Source organism: Nocardioides anomalus, assembly GCF_011046535.1.
Taxonomy (GTDB): Bacteria; Actinomycetota; Actinomycetes; order Propionibacteriales; family Nocardioidaceae; genus Nocardioides; species Nocardioides anomalus.
In genome coordinates this window covers 1,525,245-1,541,989 of sequence record NZ_CP049257.1, presented here as the reverse complement: position 1 = coordinate 1,541,989, position 16,745 = coordinate 1,525,245, and the positions used below count along the sequence as shown (strand labels likewise).

At 72.4% G+C, this 16,745-nt stretch carries 15 protein-coding genes; 9 read left to right on the top strand and 6 right to left on the bottom strand.

The features are described 5' to 3' along the window. Positions 1-2: 2 nt before the first annotated feature. The 3 genes from leuS to G5V58_RS07795 all read right to left on the bottom strand — a co-directional run bounded on the left by leuS (position 3) and on the right by G5V58_RS07795 (position 3,759). Positions 3-2,483 (bottom strand): leucine--tRNA ligase, encoded by a 2,481-nt coding sequence (gene leuS, locus G5V58_RS07805; protein WP_165230736.1) that lies wholly within the window; start codon positions 2,481-2,483, stop codon positions 3-5. Between the two features lie 152 nt (positions 2,484-2,635). Then, on the bottom strand, positions 2,636-3,268 hold the full coding sequence (locus G5V58_RS07800; protein WP_165230733.1) for a TetR/AcrR family transcriptional regulator: 633 nt from the start codon (positions 3,266-3,268) through the stop codon (positions 2,636-2,638). Between the two features lie 140 nt (positions 3,269-3,408). Further along, complete coding sequence (locus G5V58_RS07795; protein ID WP_165230730.1) at positions 3,409-3,759, bottom strand: antibiotic biosynthesis monooxygenase family protein; 351 nt, start codon at positions 3,757-3,759, stop codon at positions 3,409-3,411. A 23-nt stretch (positions 3,760-3,782) separates the two neighbouring features. Between G5V58_RS07795 and G5V58_RS07790 the strand changes: the two genes are divergently transcribed. The 6 genes from G5V58_RS07790 to G5V58_RS07765 all read left to right on the top strand — a co-directional run bounded on the left by G5V58_RS07790 (position 3,783) and on the right by G5V58_RS07765 (position 11,613). Continuing rightward, the gene (locus tag G5V58_RS07790) at positions 3,783-4,553 is read left to right on the top strand and encodes an SDR family NAD(P)-dependent oxidoreductase (RefSeq protein ID WP_165230727.1); all 771 of its coding nucleotides are present in this window, start codon (positions 3,783-3,785) and stop codon (positions 4,551-4,553) included. Positions 4,554-5,184: 631 nt separating this feature from the next. After that, positions 5,185-7,671 carry a DNA gyrase/topoisomerase IV subunit A gene (locus G5V58_RS07785; RefSeq protein WP_165230724.1) on the top strand — a complete coding sequence of 829 codons (2,487 nt, stop codon included), beginning with the start codon at positions 5,185-5,187 and terminating at the stop codon, positions 7,669-7,671. A 4-nt stretch (positions 7,672-7,675) separates the two neighbouring features. After that, the gene (locus G5V58_RS07780) at positions 7,676-8,410 is read left to right on the top strand and encodes an LppX_LprAFG lipoprotein (RefSeq protein ID WP_165230721.1); all 735 of its coding nucleotides are present in this window, start codon (positions 7,676-7,678) and stop codon (positions 8,408-8,410) included. 7 nt (positions 8,411-8,417) lie between these two features. Next, positions 8,418-10,160, top strand: coding sequence for an MFS transporter (locus tag G5V58_RS07775; protein ID WP_165230718.1), 1,743 nt, complete (start codon positions 8,418-8,420; stop codon positions 10,158-10,160). Between the two features lie 22 nt (positions 10,161-10,182). Continuing rightward, positions 10,183-10,677, top strand: a complete 495-nt coding sequence (locus G5V58_RS07770) for a beta-class carbonic anhydrase (protein WP_165230715.1) — start codon at positions 10,183-10,185, stop codon at positions 10,675-10,677. Positions 10,678-10,686: 9 nt separating this feature from the next. Continuing rightward, on the top strand, positions 10,687-11,613 hold the full coding sequence (locus G5V58_RS07765) for a lytic transglycosylase domain-containing protein (RefSeq protein WP_165230712.1): 927 nt from the start codon (positions 10,687-10,689) through the stop codon (positions 11,611-11,613). Here the strand turns inward: G5V58_RS07765 and G5V58_RS07760 are convergent. The 3 genes from G5V58_RS07760 to G5V58_RS07750 all read right to left on the bottom strand — a co-directional run bounded on the left by G5V58_RS07760 (position 11,588) and on the right by G5V58_RS07750 (position 14,763). Beyond that, a complete protein-coding gene (locus G5V58_RS07760) occupies positions 11,588-12,103 on the bottom strand; it encodes a GNAT family N-acetyltransferase (RefSeq protein WP_230487336.1) in 516 nt (171 codons plus the stop codon). The genes G5V58_RS07765 and G5V58_RS07760 overlap by 26 nt on opposite strands. Then, positions 12,103-12,531 (bottom strand): cytidine deaminase family protein, encoded by a 429-nt coding sequence (locus tag G5V58_RS07755; RefSeq protein WP_165230706.1) that lies wholly within the window; start codon positions 12,529-12,531, stop codon positions 12,103-12,105. The genes G5V58_RS07760 and G5V58_RS07755 overlap by 1 nt, the downstream gene beginning before the upstream one ends. A 138-nt stretch (positions 12,532-12,669) precedes the next feature. Then, a complete protein-coding gene (locus tag G5V58_RS07750; RefSeq protein ID WP_165230703.1) occupies positions 12,670-14,763 on the bottom strand; it encodes a DNA gyrase/topoisomerase IV subunit B in 2,094 nt (697 codons plus the stop codon). A 325-nt stretch (positions 14,764-15,088) separates the two neighbouring features. Here G5V58_RS07750 and G5V58_RS07745 point away from each other — a divergent pair, with 325 nt between their 5' ends. The 3 genes from G5V58_RS07745 (at position 15,089) to G5V58_RS07735 (ending at position 16,723) form a co-directional block, all read left to right on the top strand. Then, positions 15,089-15,319: a DUF7455 domain-containing protein gene (locus tag G5V58_RS07745; protein WP_165230699.1), complete on the top strand. Its 231-nt coding sequence runs from the start codon at positions 15,089-15,091 to the stop codon at positions 15,317-15,319. Between the two features lie 88 nt (positions 15,320-15,407). Further along, the gene (locus G5V58_RS07740) at positions 15,408-15,884 is read left to right on the top strand and encodes a DUF456 domain-containing protein (RefSeq protein ID WP_165230696.1); all 477 of its coding nucleotides are present in this window, start codon (positions 15,408-15,410) and stop codon (positions 15,882-15,884) included. Further along, positions 15,881-16,723, top strand: coding sequence for an EamA family transporter (locus G5V58_RS07735; RefSeq protein WP_165230693.1), 843 nt, complete (start codon positions 15,881-15,883; stop codon positions 16,721-16,723). Before G5V58_RS07740 ends, G5V58_RS07735 begins: the two co-directional genes overlap by 4 nt. Positions 16,724-16,745: the final 22 nt, after the last annotated feature.

Below are 16,745 nucleotides of genomic sequence, written 5' to 3'. Positions count from 1 at the left end.
AGCTAGACGACGACGTTGACCAGCGCCGGCTCGCGGACGATGACCCGGCGCACCTCGCGACCCTCGACCGCGCGGACCACGGCGGGGTCGGCCAGGGCCAGCGCCTCCAGGTCGGCGGCGGAGATGTCGGGCGCGACGTCCAGGCGGGCCTTGACCTTGCCCTGGACCTGCACCACCGCGACGACCGAGGACTCGACCAGCAGCGCCGGGTCGACGTGCGGCCAGCCGGCGCGCGCGACGGTCGGCTCGTGGCCCAGGCGCGACCACATCTCCTCGGCGGTGTACGGCGCGACCAGCGACAGCAGCACGGCGACGGCCTCGACGGCCTCCCGCACCGCGGGGTCGGCCGGGCCGCAGCCCGAGTCGATGGCCTTGCGGGTGGCGTTCACCAGCTCCATCACCCGCGCGACCATGACGTTGAAGCGCAGCCCGGCCAGCAGCTCGTCGGCCTCGTGCACGGTCTTCGCGGTGACCCGGCGCAGGGCCGGGTCGCCGTCCTCGACCGGGGTGCCCGGCGCCGAGGCGACGTCGCCGCTCAGCCGCCACGCGCGCTGCAGGAAGCGCAGCGAACCGCCGGGCGACATGTCGGCCCAGTCGATGTCGTCCTCGGGCGGACCGGCGAAGACCAGGGTCAGCCGGACCGCGTCGACGCCGTAGGCGTCCAGCTGCTCACCCAGGTTGACGCCGTTGCCCAGCGACTTCGACATCTTCTTGCCCTGGTTGATGACCTGGCCCTGGTTCATCTGGGCCGCGAAGGGCTCGACGAAGTCGATCATCCCCATGTCGTGCAGGACCTTGGTGAAGAACCGCGCGTACAGCAGGTGCAGCACGGCGTGCTCCACGCCGCCGACGTAGATGTCGGCCGGCATCCACTCGCGCACCGCGGCCTCGTCGAACGGGCCGTCGGTGAAGTGCGGCGAGCAGTAGCGCAGGAAGTACCACGAGGAGTCCACGAAGGTGTCCATCGTGTCGCTGTCGCGCTTGGCCGGGCCGCCGCAGGTCGGGCACTCGACGTTCACCCAGTCCTCGGCCGCGGCCAGCGGCGAGACGCCCTTGGGCTTCAGGTCGGCGCCGCGCAGGTCGGGCAGGACGACGGGCAGCTGGTCGTAGGGGACGGCGACCTCGCCGTCCTTCTCGCAGTGGATGATCGGGATCGGGCAGCCCCAGTAGCGCTGACGGCTCAGCAGCCAGTCGCGCAGCCGGAAGTTCACGGTGCCGCTGCCGACGCCGTCGGCCTCCAGCTGCTCGGTGATGGCGCGGATGCCGGCGGCCTTGTCGCTCAGCCCGTCCAGCGGTCCGGAGTTGACGTAGGTGCCGTCGCCGGTCGTCGCGACGTACGTCGTCTCGGGGTCCTCCTCGCCCGTGTCCACCACCGTGCGCACGGGCAGGTCGAAGGCCCGGGCGAAGTCCAGGTCGCGCTGGTCGTGCGCGGGCACCGCCATGATCGCGCCGGTGCCGTAGTCGGCCAGCACGTAGTCGGCCGCCCACACCGGGACCTGCTCGCCGCTGACCGGGTTGGTCGCGTGCACGCCCAGGAAGACACCGGTCTTGGGCCGGTCCGTGGCCATCCGCTCGATGTCGGAGGACCGGCGGACCTGCTCCAGGTACGCCTCCAGGGCCGGGCGCTGCTCGTCGGTGACCAGGCTCTGGGCCAGCGCCGCGTCGGCCGCGACGACCATGAACGTCGCGCCGTACAGCGTGTCCGGCCGCGTCGTGAACACGGTGATGGGGTCGTGGCCCTCGACCGCGAAGGTCACGTGCGCGCCCTCGGAGCGGCCGATCCAGTTCTTCTGCGCGGTCAGCACGCGCTCGGGCCAGGTGCCCTCCAGGGGCGCCATGTCGTCCAGCAGCCGCTGGGCGTAGTCGGTGATCTTGAAGTACCACTGGGTCAGCTCGCGCTTGGTCACCTCGGTGCCGCAGCGCTCGCAGTGGCCGTCGACGACCTGCTCGTTGGCCAGCACGGTCTGGTCGTGCGGGCACCAGTTGACCGGGCTGTTCTTGCGGTAGGCCAGCCCGCGCTCACGGAACTTCAGGAACAGCCACTGCGTCCAGGTGTAGTACTCCGGGTCGCTGGTGTTGAACCGGCGCGACCAGTCGAAGCTGATGGCGTAGTTGCGGAACGACTCGTACTGGGTGTCGATGTTGGCGTAGGTGTAGGTCGCCGGGTGCTCGTCGTTGCGGATCGCGGCGTTCTCCGCGGGCAGGCCGAAGGAGTCCCAGCCCATGGGGTTCAGGACGTCGTGGCCCTTCTGCCACCAGTAGCGCGCGATCACGTCGTGCAGCGCCATCACCTCGGCGTGGCCCATGTGCAGGTCGCCGCTCGGGTAGGGGAACATCGTCAGCGCGTAGCGCTTCTCCGCGCCCTCGGGTCCGCTGCCGGCGCGGAAGGCGTCCAGGCCGTCCCACACCTGGCGCCACTTCTGCTGGACCGCGTGGACGTCGTACGCCGTCCCGGTCGTCTGCTCCTGCTCGTTGGTCGTCATCGTCGTTCCTCTTCTGGATCCTGGTCCCGGGCATGAAAAAGCCCCTCGGGCAGAGGGGCGGCCGCGTCGACGTCAGTGCGTGGTCAACGCGGCTGGGTAAGGAGCAGGGTCCTGGCCACGGGACAAGCCTACCGGAGGCGGGTGGGGTCTGCTCAGACCGTGCGGGGCAGCGGGCTGAGGGTCATCGGGAGCAGACCGTGCACCTGGCCCACGAGGCGGGGCAGGGCCTGCTCGTCGCCGGTCACGTGGCCGAGCAGCGCGGCCTGGAAGACCCCGTCCAGCACGGCGTACGTCGAGTCGGGGTCGAGCGCGACCTCGCGGTCGGCCAGCTCGGAGTAGCGGGTCACGACGCGCCAGCACATGTCGCGCAGCCAGCCGTCGATGACCAGCACGGTCTCGCGCAGGCGGGCGTCGAACATGCTCTGCACGCGCAGGTCGTACCAGAGGCGGTGCATCGGGGCCTCGGTGCTGATCGTCTCGACCAGCTTCTCGGCGAACCCGTCGAGCAGCTCGGCCTCGGTCGTCGCCGACGCCACCACGCCGTCATAGCGACGCGCGCACACCTTCTTGTAGTGCGTGATGCTGTAGAGCACCAGCTCGAGCTTGTCGGCGAAGTAGTAGTGCAGGACCCCGTGGCTGAACGGCGAGTTGCCGGCGATGTCGCGCAGGCTGGTCCGGGCGTAGCCCAGCTCCCCCAGGGTGAGCAGGGCGGACTCGGCCAGCTCCTGGCGGCGGTCGTCGTGACGGTCCGCAGGCGTGCGCCGAGAACCAGTGGACGGGATCACCGGTCCATGGTCGCAGCCGGGGCGCCGAGGGGTCCAGACCGATCCGGACAGTTGTCAAGACAATCCTTGACACTTGTCCAGACGAGAGGGAACGTGGAGCCCCACGAGAAAAGTCCGGGACCGCGGCGCGGCGGGGACCACTACCCCCCGGTGGCCTCCGCCCGCCCGTCCCGGGCCCATGAGCTGGCCCGCTCGACCGCGCCGACGCTGATGGAGTACTCCTCGTAGTACTCCCGGACCCCCGCCCGCTGCGCCTCCCGGTGCTCCGGGTCCCGCGCCCAGGTCTCGTGGCCCTCGCGGTCCGCGAAGGTCACCAGCGTGACCCGCTCGCCGTCCTCGGCGGTGAACACCTTGTGCTCGACGTACCCGGGCACCGCCCGCGCCAGCTCGCTCATCCGCGCCGCGTGGTCGGCGTACGCCGCGAGCGCCCGCTCGTCTCGACGCAGCCGGCTCCGGAAGACGGTGACGACCTGGCCGCGCTGGGGCTGCATGGCCTCACACTAGGCTCCGCGCCATGCCCTCCACCCCCGTCCTCGACCGGTTCCGGCTCGACGGCAAGGTCGCGGTCGTGACCGGCGCCTCGAGCGGTCTCGGCGTCGCCTTCGCCCAGGCCCTCGCCGAAGCCGGCGCCGACGTCGCCCTCGGCGCCCGCCGCGTGGACCGCCTCGAGTCGACCGCCGAGCTCGTCACCGCCGCCGGCCGCCGCGCCCTCACCCACGGCACCGACGTGTCCGACCCGCAGTCCTGCACCGACCTGGTCGCCCTGGCCGTCGAGGAGTTCGGCCACGTCGACGTGCTGGTCAACAACGCCGGCATCGGCACCGCCGTCCCCGCCACCCGCGAGACCCCCGAGCAGTTCCGCCAGGTCATCGACGTCAACCTCAACGGCTGCTACTGGATGGCCCAGGCCTGCGGCCGCGTCATGCCGCCGGGCTCGAGCATCATCAACATCAGCTCGGTCCTCGGCCTCACCACCGGCGGCCTCCCCCAGGCGGCGTACAGCGCCTCCAAGGCCGCCCTGATCGGCCTCACCCGCGACCTGGCCCAGCAGTGGACCGGCCGCAAGGGCATCCGCGTCAACGCGCTGGCGCCGGGCTTCTTCGAGTCCGAGATGACCGACGCCTACCCCGAGGGCTACCTCGACGCCCAGCTCCACCGCATCCCCGCCGGCCGCAAGGGCGACCCGGCGGAGCTCGCGGCGACGGTGGTCTTCCTGGCCTCCGACGCCGCGGCGTACATCACGGGCCAGACGCTGGCGGTCGACGGGGGCATGACGATCGCTTAGGTCTTCTCCGGGTTTCTCTGGCTCCCGCTGGACCGGTGTCGTTCTCGTCCTCGACGGGACCAATTGCGTAGCGGCCGCGCGCTTACCACCCCGACTCCCGCTGTCAAGGACGCCTTCGGCGCCGCAAGCGGCGAACTGCGGGGGCCTTCGGCCATCGGGAGTTCGTCCTTGACAGCGGGACCCGGTCGGGGCGGTAAGACGCGCTCAAGGGCGGGGCACGCCCCGCCCGCAATGCGCGGCCGCCTCTGGCGGCCACGCTTGCGTTCCCGATCTGCGAAAACCCGAACCGCACCCCACCCACCCACGTGAAGGCGAAGGCGAGGGTGCCGCCGCCAGACCAGGCCGCCTGTGGGCTGACCCGGCCCCCGCCGGACCGCAGCCCCCTCGCCGAACGCTAGACCCGCGGCGTGGGGCACGCATACCGGACGCAACCACGCTGGGAGCAGTCGCGTGCAACACGGCGTCGGTTGCGTTCGGTGAGGGGGTCGCGGTCCGGCGGGGGCCGGGTCAGTCCACAGGCGGCCGGACCCGAGAGCCCGCACCACGAGCCGCAGCCCCCAGTCCAGCAACCCCAACCGCGAAGCGGCGCGCCGCCCAACCCTCATGCAACCCCCCGGGAGAAGATGACTCCATGCCCCGCCGCAACACCCCCCAGGAGGTCCCCGACGACTTCGAGGAGCACATCCTCGACACCGACATCCGCCAGGAGATGGAGTCGTCGTTCCTGGAGTACGCCTACTCGGTCATCTACTCCCGTGCCCTGCCGGACGCACGCGACGGCCTCAAGCCGGTGCAGCGGCGGATCCTCTACACGATGAACGACATGCGGCTCTTCCCGGACCGCGGCCACGTCAAGTCGGCCCGCGTCGTCGGCGAGGTCATGGGCCGGCTGCACCCGCACGGCGACGGGGCGATCTACGACGCGCTGGTCCGGATGGCCCAACCGTGGGCGATGCGGGTGCCGATGGTGGACGGGCACGGCAACTTCGGGTCGCCGGACGACTCGCCGGCGGCGATGCGCTACACCGAGTGCCGGATGGCGCCGCCGGCGGTGGCGATGACGGCGTCGATCGACGAGGACACGGTCGACTGGAAGCCCAACTACGACTCGCGCGAGCGGGAGCCGGTGGTCCTGCCCGCCGCGCTGCCCAACCTGGTGGTCAACGGCACGACCGGCATCGCGGTGGGCATGGCCACCAACATGGCGCCGCACAACCTGGTCGAGGTGGTCCAGGCGCTGCGGCACCTGATCGTGCACCCGGGCACCGACGTGGACGGGCTGATGCGGTTCATCCCGGGCCCGGACCTGCCGACGGGCGGCAAGATCATCGGCCTGGACGGCATCCGCGACGCCTACGTGTCGGGGCGGGGCTCGTTCCGGATGCGGGCGACCGCGCGCGTGGAGGCCGTGGGCCGGCGCAAGGGCATCGTGGTGACCGAGCTGCCGTACGCCGTGGGCCTGGAGAAGATCGTCGAGCGGATCAAGGTCCTGGTCCAGGGCAAGAAGCTCCAGGGCATCGCCGACGTCAAGGACCTCACCGACATGACCCACGGCACCCGCCTGGTCATCGAGGTCAAGAACGGCTTCGTGCCCGAGGCGATCCTGGAGCAGCTCTACAAGCTGACCCCGATGGAGGAGTCCTTCGGCATCAACAACGTGTGCCTGGTCGACGGGCAGCCACGGACGCTGGGGCTCAAGGAGCTGCTCGAGGTCTTCCTCGGCCACCGCTACGACGTGGTGCGCCGCCGGACGCAGTACCGCCGCGACAAGAAGGCCGAGCGACTGCACCTGGTCGACGGCCTGCTGATCGCGCTGGTCGACATCGACGAGGTCATCCAGGTCATCCGGACCAGCGACGACGCGGCCACGGCGCGCGAGCGGCTGATGAGCGTCTTCGACCTGAGCGAGGCGCAGACCAACTACATCCTCGAGATGCAGCTGCGGCGCCTGACGCGCTTCAGCCGGATCGAGCTGGAGAAGGAGCAGGAGACCCTGCGCCGCGAGATCGAGGAGCTCGAGGCGATCCTCGCGGACGAGGCGCTGCTCAAGAAGGTGGTCTCCGACGAGCTGGCCGAGGTGGCCAAGACCTACGGCACCCCGCGCCGCACGGTCCTGCTCGAGTCCGCCGGGACCACCGTCACCGCGGCCGCCGCGCCGCTGGAGGTGGCCGACGACCCGTGCTTCGCCTTCCTGTCCTCCTCCGGTCTGCTCGCGCGCACGTCGAGCAGCGAGCCGGTCGGCGAGGGCGGCGGCCGGGCCAACCACGACGTGGTGGTCAGTGCGGTGCCGACCACGGCGCGCGGCGAGGTCGGGCTGCTGACCAGCCGGGGCCGGCTGGTGAAGGTGAGCGTGCTGGACCTGCCGGCGCTGCCGGCGAGCGCCAACGACCCCAACCTCCAGGGCGGCTTCCCGCTGAGCGAGCTGGTCTCCCTCGAGCCGGGCGAGCGGGCGCTGGCCCTGAGTCGGCTGGCCTCCGACGGGCCGGGCCTGGCCCTGGGGACCCGGTCGGGCGTGGTCAAGCGGGTCAACCCCGAGGTGCTGGGCAAGGACGAGTGGGAGGTCATCCGGCTCGACGACGGCGACGAGGTCGTCGGCGCGGCCGAGCTGGCCACCGGGACCGAGACGCTGTGCTTCATCACCAGCGACGCCCAGCTGCTGCACTTCGGCGCCGACGCGGTCCGGCCGCAGGGCCGCTCGGGCGGCGGCATCGCCGGCGTCCGGGTGACCGGCGGCGAGCGCGTGGTGTGGTTCGGCGTGCTGGAGGCCGGCGCGGAGAACGTCGTGGTCACCGCAAGCGGCTCGTCCACCGCCCTCCCTGGCACCGAGGCCGGCGCGGTCAAGGTGACGCCGTTCGCCGAGTACCCCGGCAAGGGCCGCGCGACCGGCGGCGTGCGCTCCCACCGCTTCCTCAAGGGCGAGGACACCCTGGTGACGGCCTGGGCCGGCGACGCGCCGGCCCGCGCGGCGGCCGCGAGCGGGGCGCCCGTCGAGCTGCCCGAGGCCACCGGCAAGCGGGACGGCTCGGGCCTGCCCGGCAGCCAGGCGATCGCCGCCGTGGCGGGTCCGGTCGGCGCGCGACTGGCGCGCTTCGGCGCGGACGAGGGTGTGCAAGGCTGAGGGCGTGAAGCGACCTGCGCGCCGGCTGGCCGCCCCGCTCGTGCTCGCCCTCGCCCTCACGGTGACCGCGTGCAGCGGCGACGACTCCGGCAGCGGGGGCAGCGGGGGCGGTGACGGGGGCAGCCAGGCCAGTCCCGCCGAGGTCCTCGCCGCCGCGAAGAAGAACCTCGACGACACCACCGGCGTGGCCATCACGCTGTCGACGAAGAACCTGCCCGACGGCGTGACCGGCATCAGCTCGGCCGAGGGCACCGGCGTGCACCCCTCGGCGTTCGAGGGCAGCTTCGACCTCAGCGTCAACGGCCTGCCGGCCACCGCTGACGTCATCGCGGTGGGTGGCACGACCTACGCCAAGAACTCGCTGCTCCTCCCCGACTGGACCGAGATCGACCCGGCCGACTACGGCGCCCCCGACCCGGCGAAGCTCATGGACCCCGACGGCGGGTTCTCCGGGCTGCTGGCCCAGGCCACCGACGCCAAGGCCGGCGACCAGGTCCGCGGCGGGTCGGACAACAAGGAGATCCTCACCGAGTACACCGGCACCGTCCCCAGCGACGCCGTCGCCGCGCTCATCCCCGACGCCGCGGGCGACTTCGACTTCACCTACACGATCAGCAACGACGACCAGCTGCGCCAGGCGGTGCTGACCGGCGCGTTCTACGGCGAGAAGGCCGGCGAGGTCACCTACACGCTGACCCTCGACGACTACGGCACCGAGAAGCAGATCACCGCGCCGTGACGGTGCCGTGACCGGGCGGTCGCCGCGGCTGCTGCTCACCCTGGCCGCCGTCGCGGTGGCCTTCGCGGCCGCCGACACCTACGTCGTCGTGCTCGCCCTGCCCGAGATGATGGGCAGCGTCGGCATCCCGATCGAGGAGCTCCAGCGCGCGGCCCCGATCGTGTCCGGCTTCCTGCTCGGCTACGTCGCGATGCTGCCGCTCATCGGGCGGATCGCCGACCTGCGCGGCCGGCTGCCGGTGCTCACCGCCGCGCTCGTGGTGTTCGCCGTCGGCTCGCTGGTCACGGCGTTGGCCTACGACCTGCCCAGCATGGTCACCGGCCGCTTCCTGCAGGGCGTCGGCGGCGGCGGGCTCGTGCCGGCCACCCTCGCGCTGGTCGCCGACCTCTACCCGGCCGAGCGCCGCGGCGTACCCCTCGGCGTCGTCTCGGCCGTCCAGGAGCTCGGCTCGGTCCTCGGCCCGCTGTACGGCGCGGTCGTCCTCGCCGTGTCGTCGTGGCCCGCGATCTTCGCGGTCAACCTGGCCGCCGGTCTGGTCCTCGCCGCCGCCCTCCGCGCCACCGGCGGCCGCGCCCCGGCCCGAGCGCGCGGGCGCCCGGACCTGCTCGGCGCGCTGCTGCTCCTGGTCACCCTGGTGTCCGGCGCCATCGTCTTCCTGCGCCCGGCCGAGCTGGTCCGCGACCTGCGCTGGGGCGAGTACTTCATCCCCTTCGCCGGCGACGGCCGCTGGCTCACGCCCGTCGGCGTGGTGCCGATGGTCGCGCTGGCACTCTTCGTGGTCCGCTGCGCCACGGCCCGGCGGCCGCTGGTCGACCTGCCCGGGTGGGGCCGCAACGCCCGGGAGGCCGACCTGACCGGCGCGCTGTTCCTGGCCGTGGCCCTGGGCGGGGTGATCCTGGCCTTCGCCACCGCCGACCCGCAGGTGCAGGTGTTCTCCGACCAGGGGCTCTGGTACCTCCTCGGCGCCGCCCTCGCCACCGTCGCCTTCGTGTTCCACCTGCGTCGGTCCGAGGCGCCCCTGCTCCCCCGCGGCGCGCTGCGGCGCACGCCGGCGTGGGGTGCGGTGGTCGTCAGCTTCTTCGTCGGTGCGGCCCTGATCGCGGCGCTCATCGACATCCCGATCTTCGCCCGCACCACGACGTACCGCACCTCCCAGCTGATGGCCGCGCTCGTGCTCGTCCGCTTCCTGGTCGCGCTGCCGGTGGGCGCGGTGGTGGGCGGCTACCTCATCCGCACCCGCAGCGCCGGGGCGGTCGCCGCGGCCGGCATGGGGCTCTCGGCGCTCGGCTTCGGTCTGATGACGCAGTGGGACGCCGACACCCTGGAGCACCTCTCGTCCAACGTCGCGCTGATCGTCTGCGGCTTCGGGTTCGGGCTCGCGCTGGCCCCGGTCAACGCCGCGGTACTGGACTCGACCGACCCCGACGTGCACGGCGTCTCCACGGCGATGGTCGTCGTGGCCCGGATGGTCGGGATGCTGGTCGGGATCTCCGCTCTGACCACGATCGGGCTGCGGCGCTACTACGCCGAGCAGGGCGCCCTCGACACGGTGTCCGACGTCTGCGGCGAGCCCCGCATGTGCTCGGCGTACCGCGAGCTCCAGAAGGCCGCGGGCGTGGCCCAGGAGCAGACCGTCTTCGCCGGCGCCGTGGTGTGCGCGCTCCTCGCCGGCGGGCTCGCGCTGGTGCTGTTCCGGGGGGCCGCGACCCGAGCGGTCCACGCGGGCGAGGTGCTGCGGGCGCACGGCTGATCGGCCGGTACGGTTCGGAGTCGTGGGTGACTTCGACGACCTCCTCGGCGCCAACCGCGAGTACGCCGCGCACTTCGACCTCGCCGGCTTCGACGGCATCGCCCGGGCCGGCGTGGCCATCGTGACCTGCATGGACTCGCGGATCGACCCCCTCAACATGCTCGGGCTCAAGGCCGGCGACGCCAAGATCTTCCGCAACCCCGGCGGCCGGGTCACCTCCCCCGCGCTCGAGGCCCTGGTCCTCGGCGTGCACCTGCTCGGCGTCGAGCGCATCCTCGTCATCCCCCACACCCGCTGCGCGATGAGCCGGCACACCGAGCTCGAGCTGCGCGAGAAGATCGGCGAGTCCGCCGGCGTCGACGCCACCTGGCAGGCCTTCGGCGTCATCGGCGACCCGATCGGCACCCTGGAGGACGACGTGCACCGGGTCCGCTCGCACCCGCTCATCCCGGACACCGTCCACGTCGGCGGCTTCATGTACGACGTCGACACCGGCCTGCTCGACCAGCTCTTCTAGGTCTGCGCCGTGCGCGTCGCCGCCGCCGTGCTCACCGGGGTGCTCGCCCTGGTCGGCTGCAGCGACGCCGGCGACTCGTCCCCGGCCGAGGCGTCCGGCCCGTCCCCCAGGCCGTCGTCGTCGTCGCCGACCGCCGCCGCGCCGGCCCGGTCCGCCGCACGGGTCAGCCGGCCGCACACCGCGGCCGAGGCGGCCGCCGCGCTGGCCGCCGCCGAGCCCGCCGTCCGCTCGTCCGCGACGTCCGAGAAGGACCTCGTCCGCGCCGCCCGCGCCCAGCAGCTGGCCTACCGCGAGCTGGGCGCACACCCGCGCTGGGACGCGGCCGTGCTGCGCGGCGTACCGGCGGAGCTGCGCGACGACGTGCGCGCGAACGTGGCCTCGCGCCGGGAGTTCCGGGCGATGCACACCACGCTGTCCGACACCCTCCCCGCCTGGCGGATCGTGGCGCCGTCGCCCGCCGAGGACCTGCAGCGCTTCTACCGGCAGGGCGAGCGCACCTTCGGCGTGGAGTGGGAGTACCTCGCCGCCATCAACCTCGTCGAGACCGCGATGGGCCGGATCCGCGGCACCTCGGTGGCCGGCGCCCAGGGGCCGATGCAGTTCCTGCCCTCGACCTGGGACCGCTGGGGGCGCGGCGACATCGACGACCCGCACGACGCGATCCTGGCCGCCGCCCGCTACCTCGCCCACAACGGCGGCGGCCGCGGGCAGATCGCGCAGGCGCTCTACCGCTACAACAACTCCGAGCACTACGTCCGCGGCGTCACCCGCCTGGCCGAGGTCATGCAGCGCGACCCGCGCGCCTACCTCGGCTACTACCACTGGGACGTCTACTACCTCACCACCCGCGGCGACGTGCGCCTTCCGGTCGGCTACGACCAGCGGCGGCCCGTCCCCGTCGCGGACTGGCTCACGGACCACCCGCAGCAGGGTTGAGCCTGCCCAGCACCACCGTCCCCGGGCCGATCCCCGGCCCCAGCACCGACCACCCGTGCGCGGCGTACATCCGCCGGGCCGGGTCCGCCGCATCGGCCGTCGTCGTCAGCAGCCACCGCTCCTGCGCCAACCCCGCGCACACCGCCTCCAGCAGCCGACCGCCCACGCCCGCACCCCGCGCCGACGGCAGCACCCCGATGCTCACCAGCTCGAAGTGCCCGCCCAGCCACTCCTCGGCCACCGCCGGCTCCAGCACCGCGGCCACGTGGTCGGTCCACCACTGCCCGCGCTGCCCGGTGTAGCCGTAGGCGAACCCCACCAGCTCGCCGTCGCGCCGCGCCCGCGCCAGCCGGAACCCCTCGCGCTCGACGTGCCGGTCCCAGACCTCAGCCCGCCACTCGTCGTACGACGCGTGGTCGCCGAAGACCGCGTCGTAGACCGGCCACAGCTCGACGGTGTCCGCCACCGTGACGCTGCCGACGGTCCCCATCACGACGTCGGCTCCGCTCGCCGCTCCCCCGCCGGCGCCCGCTGCACCTGCCACTCGTAGGCCTCCGGCAGCAGCTCGCGGACCGGCACCGCCCGGGTTGCGCCGCCCGCGTCGGGCACCAGCACCGCCACGTCCGGCTGGAGGTCCAGCAGCACCTGCCGGCACCGACCGCACGGCGCGATCACGCCGCGTCCGCGGTTGCCCACGGCCACCACGAGCACGAGTCGTCCGTCGCCGGCCGCCGCCGCGTTGGCCAGCACCACCAGCTCCGAGCACGGGCCGCCGGTGAAGTGCGAGAGGTTCAACCCGGTCACCACCCGGCCGCCGACGGTGAGCCCCGCGGCGGCCACGGTGTGCACCGCCCCGTCGGCGGCCGCCTCGACCAGGGCGGTCGCGGCGGCGACCAGGGCCTCGGCGTCCGCACTCACCCGTTCACCGTAGTGAGTGGCCGTTCAGCGCCGGCCGCCCGAGAAGACGACCTCGACGACAGGTGGGCTCGCCGAACGGCGGTGCGCGGCGCCCGGCCGACGGATCGAGAGTTCCAGCCCGTGAGCGAGCGGAGCCAGTCAGGCGTCGAGGGTGTCCGCGTCGATCTCGTACGCCCCCTGCACGATGAACTCCTTGCGAGGGGCGACGTCGGAGCCCATGAGGAGCTCGAAGATCTCCGAGGCGGACTCGGCGTCGTCGACGGTGAGGCGGCGCAGGGTGCGGCGGCGGGGGTCCATGGTGGTCTCGGCCAGCTGGTCGGCGTCCATCTCGCCGAGGCCCTTGTAGCGCTGGACCGGGTCCTTCCAGGTGACGCCCTTCTTGGTCAGCTCGGCGAGCTTGCGCTGCAGCTCGTCGTCGGAATAGGTGTAAACGTACTTGTCCATGCCCTTCTTGGGGTTGGACAGCTCGATGCGGTGCAGCGGGGGCACGGCGGTGTAGACGCGGCCCTCGCGGACGAGTTCGGGCATGTACTTGAAGAACAGCGTGGCCAGCAGGCAGCGGATGTGGGCGCCGTCGGAGTCGGCGTCGGCCATGAAGATGATCTTCTGGTAGCGCGCGGCCTCGAGGTCGAAGGTGCGCCCGGAGCCGGCGCCGACGACCTGGATGATCGAGGAGCACTCGGCGTTCTTGAGCATGTCGCCGACCGAGGCCTTCTGGACGTTGAGGATCTTGCCGCGGATGGGCAGCAGCGCCTGGAACTCGGAGTTGCGGGCGGCCTTGGCCGTGCCCATCGCGGAGTCGCCCTCGACGATGAACAGCTCGCTGCGGTCGTCGGTGGCGCGGCAGTCGTTGAGCTTGGCGGGCAGTGCGGAGGACTCGAGCGCGTTCTTGCGGCGCTGGGTCTCGCGGTGCGTACGCGCGGCGATGCGGGTCTTGGCCGCGTTGGCGACCTTCTCCATCACCAGCTTGGCCTGGGCCTTCTCGGCCCGCTTGGTCGAGGTGAGGAACTTCTTCAGCTCCGCCGAGACCACCTTGCGCACGACCGTGCGCACCTGCGGGGTGCCCAGGATCTCCTTGGTCTGGCCCTCGAACTGGGGCTCGGCCAGCCGCACGGTGACCACGGCGGTGAGGCCCTCGAGCACGTCGTCCTTGGTGACGTCGTCGTCGTTCGCGCGCAGCACGCGCGCCGCCTTCATGGCGTCGTTGAAGGTACGCAGCAGCCCCTGCTCGAAGCCGCTCACGTGCGTGCCGCCCTTGGGGGTGGCGATGACGTTGACGAACGAGCGCAGCTCGGTGTCGTAGCCGGTCCCCCAGCGCGCCGCGACGTCGACCAGGAGCTCGCGCTCGACCTCCTGCGGCGTCATGTGGCCCTGCTCGTCGAGCACCGGAACGGTCTCGGTGAAGGTGTCGCTGCCCTGCAGGCGCAGGATCTCGGTGACGGGCTCGTCCTTGGCCAGGAAGTCGGCGAACTCGGCGATGCCACCCTCGTGGCGGAACTTCTCCTCGCGCCGCTCCGGGCCGCGCAGGTCGCGGATGACCAGCTCGAAGCCCGGCACGATGAACGCCGTCTGCTGGGCGCGGCCGAGCAGTCCGTCGAACTCGAACGTCGCGTCCTGGGTGAAGATCTGCCGGTCCGGCCAGAACCGGATGCGGGTGCCGGAGCGGTTCTTGGCCACCCGGCCGCCCTTGCGGGTCAGGCCGGACTGGGGCGTGAACCTCGCCTTCGGGCCCTCGCCCTCGAAGACCCCGGGCACCCCGTGCTTGAAGGACAGCCCCTGCTCTGACGGCGGACGCTGCACGTCGATGTCCATGCGGGCCGAGAGCGCGTTCACGACCGACAGGCCGACGCCGTGCAGACCGCCGGTGGCGACGTACGAGCCGCCGCCGAACTTGCCGCCCGCGTGCAGCTTGGTGGCCACCACCTCGACCCCGGGCAGCCCGGTCCGGGGCTCCCTGTCGGTCGGGATGCCGCGGCCGTCGTCGTGGACCTCGACCGAGTCGTCGGGGTGGAGGGTGACCTCGACGTGGTGCGCGGCGCCGGCCAGGGCCTCGTCCACGCCGTTGTCGATGATCTCCCACAGACAGTGCATCAGGCCGCGGGTGTCGGTGGAGCCGATGTACATGCCGGGCCGCTTGCGGACCGCCTCGAGGCCCTCGAGGACCAGGAGGTGTGCGGCGTTGTAGGCGGTGTCGATCGGGCTCTCCTCGAACGTGTCTGGACCATGTGGCATCCGGATACCGTGGTGGAACCGAATCTACCTACGACACGCCGAACCACCACGGAGGCTCGCCTGCAGGCCGGGTCTACCGTGACCGCACAGCAGCAACCTGCAGGGATCAGCAAGCGAACCGAGCACCACCGCACCAGGCTTCACCGTTCTCGCCCCAGCGAGGTCTTCTGGACCACACACTTGGTCCGGGAGTGGGACACCGCGCAGGCGGGAACACCTTCCGTGGTTGGATTGGGATGTCTGAGGGGAACTGACGTCGCCGGGGAATCTTTGGAGACCCTGTCTACGTTCAACCCACGACACCAGATGAAGAAATGAGGCCGTCGTGAACACTGCAGTCGCTCCCAGCTCTCCGCTGACCGCAGCGGACCGCTGCGACCGTTGCGGGGCCCAGGCCTACCTCCGAGTCGAGTTGCAGTCCGGCGGTGAACTCCTGTTCTGTGCCCACCACGCTCGTGAGCACGGTGACAAGCTCAAGGAGATCGCCGTGGCGCTCGTCGACGAGACGGACAAGCTCCACGACAAGCCCGCGTCCGCGCCCAACGTCGAGCGCTGACCGGCCCGCACCGTACCGGCTTGCAAGGCCCCGGATCCGACAGGATCCGGGGCCTTCTGCTTGCCCCGGACTGTGACAGGCTCCTCGGGTGAACGGCGTCGAGGTGCTCGTGGCCCTGGCCATCGCGGTCGGGCTGGTCGGCATCCTCGTGCCGATCCTGCCGGGCTCCGTGCTCATCCTCGGCGGGGTGCTGGTCTGGTCGTGGTACGTCGGCGGCGCGACCGCGTGGGTCGTGTTCGCCGTGGTCGCGGCCCTGCTGGTGGCCGGCACCGTCGTGAAGTACCTCATACCCAACCGGCGGCTCAAGGAGGTCGGCGTGCCCGCCTCGACCCAGTGGGCCGGGGCGCTGGTCGGTGTCGTCGGCTTCTTCGTGGTCCCGGTCCTCGGGCTGTTCCTCGGCTTCGTGCTGGGGGTCTACCTCGCCGAGCTGCGCCGGGTCGGCTCGGCCTCGGCGTGGCCGTCGACCAAGCACGCGCTCCGGGCCGTCGGGCTGAGCATCGTCATCGAGCTGGTCGCCGGCGTCGCGGCCACCTGCGTCTGGGTGGCGGGGGTCCTGGCCACGTGACGGTCCTGCTCTCGCTGCTGGCCGCGGTGTCCTACGGCTTCGGCGACTTCAACGGCGGCATCTTCTCCAAGCGCGGCGGGGCCTGGGCGGTCTCGCTGATGGCCCAGGTCGCCGGTACGGCGTGCGTGCTGGTCTACGCCCTCGTCGACGGTGGTGACCCCGCCGCGTCGGACTTCGCGTGGGGCGCGCTGGCCGGCGTCGGCAACGGCTTCGGCACGGCGTTCCTCTACCGCGGGCTGTCGTCCGGGCGGATGGGGGTGGTCGCGCCGGTCTCGGGAGTCGGGGCGGTCGTCGTACCCGTGGCCGTCGCCGTGGTGACCGGCGAGCGACCCGGGCTGCTCGTCTGGACCGGCGTCGTGCTCGCCCTGCCGGCCGTGTGGCTCGTGTCGAGGGAGCCGGCCGCCACGGCGGCCGGCGCTCCCCCGGCGGCCGGCTCGGGCGTGCTCGACGGCGTCCTGGCCGGGCTCGGCTTCGGTGCGTTGTTCGCGGCCCTCGGCCAGATCCCGGAGGAGGCGGGCTACCTGCCGCTGGCCCTCAACCAGCTGGTGGCCGGCGTGGTCATCGTGGTCGTCGCGCTGGTGCTGCGCCAGGACTGGGTGCCGCGCAACCGGTGGGCCCTCGGCGGCGCGGTCAGCGGCGTGCTCGGCGCGCTCGCCACCGGACTGTTCCAGGCCGCCACCCAGCAGGGCTACCTCAGCGTGGCCGCGGTCATCACGTCGCTCTACCCGGCGTTCACCGTGGTGCTGGCCGCCGTGCTGCTGCGCGAGCGGGTGCACCGGACCCAGGGCGCCGGCCTCGCGCTCTGCGCGGCTGCTGTGGTCCTCGTCGCTGCCGGCTAGCCGGTCGGGACGGGGTCGCTGG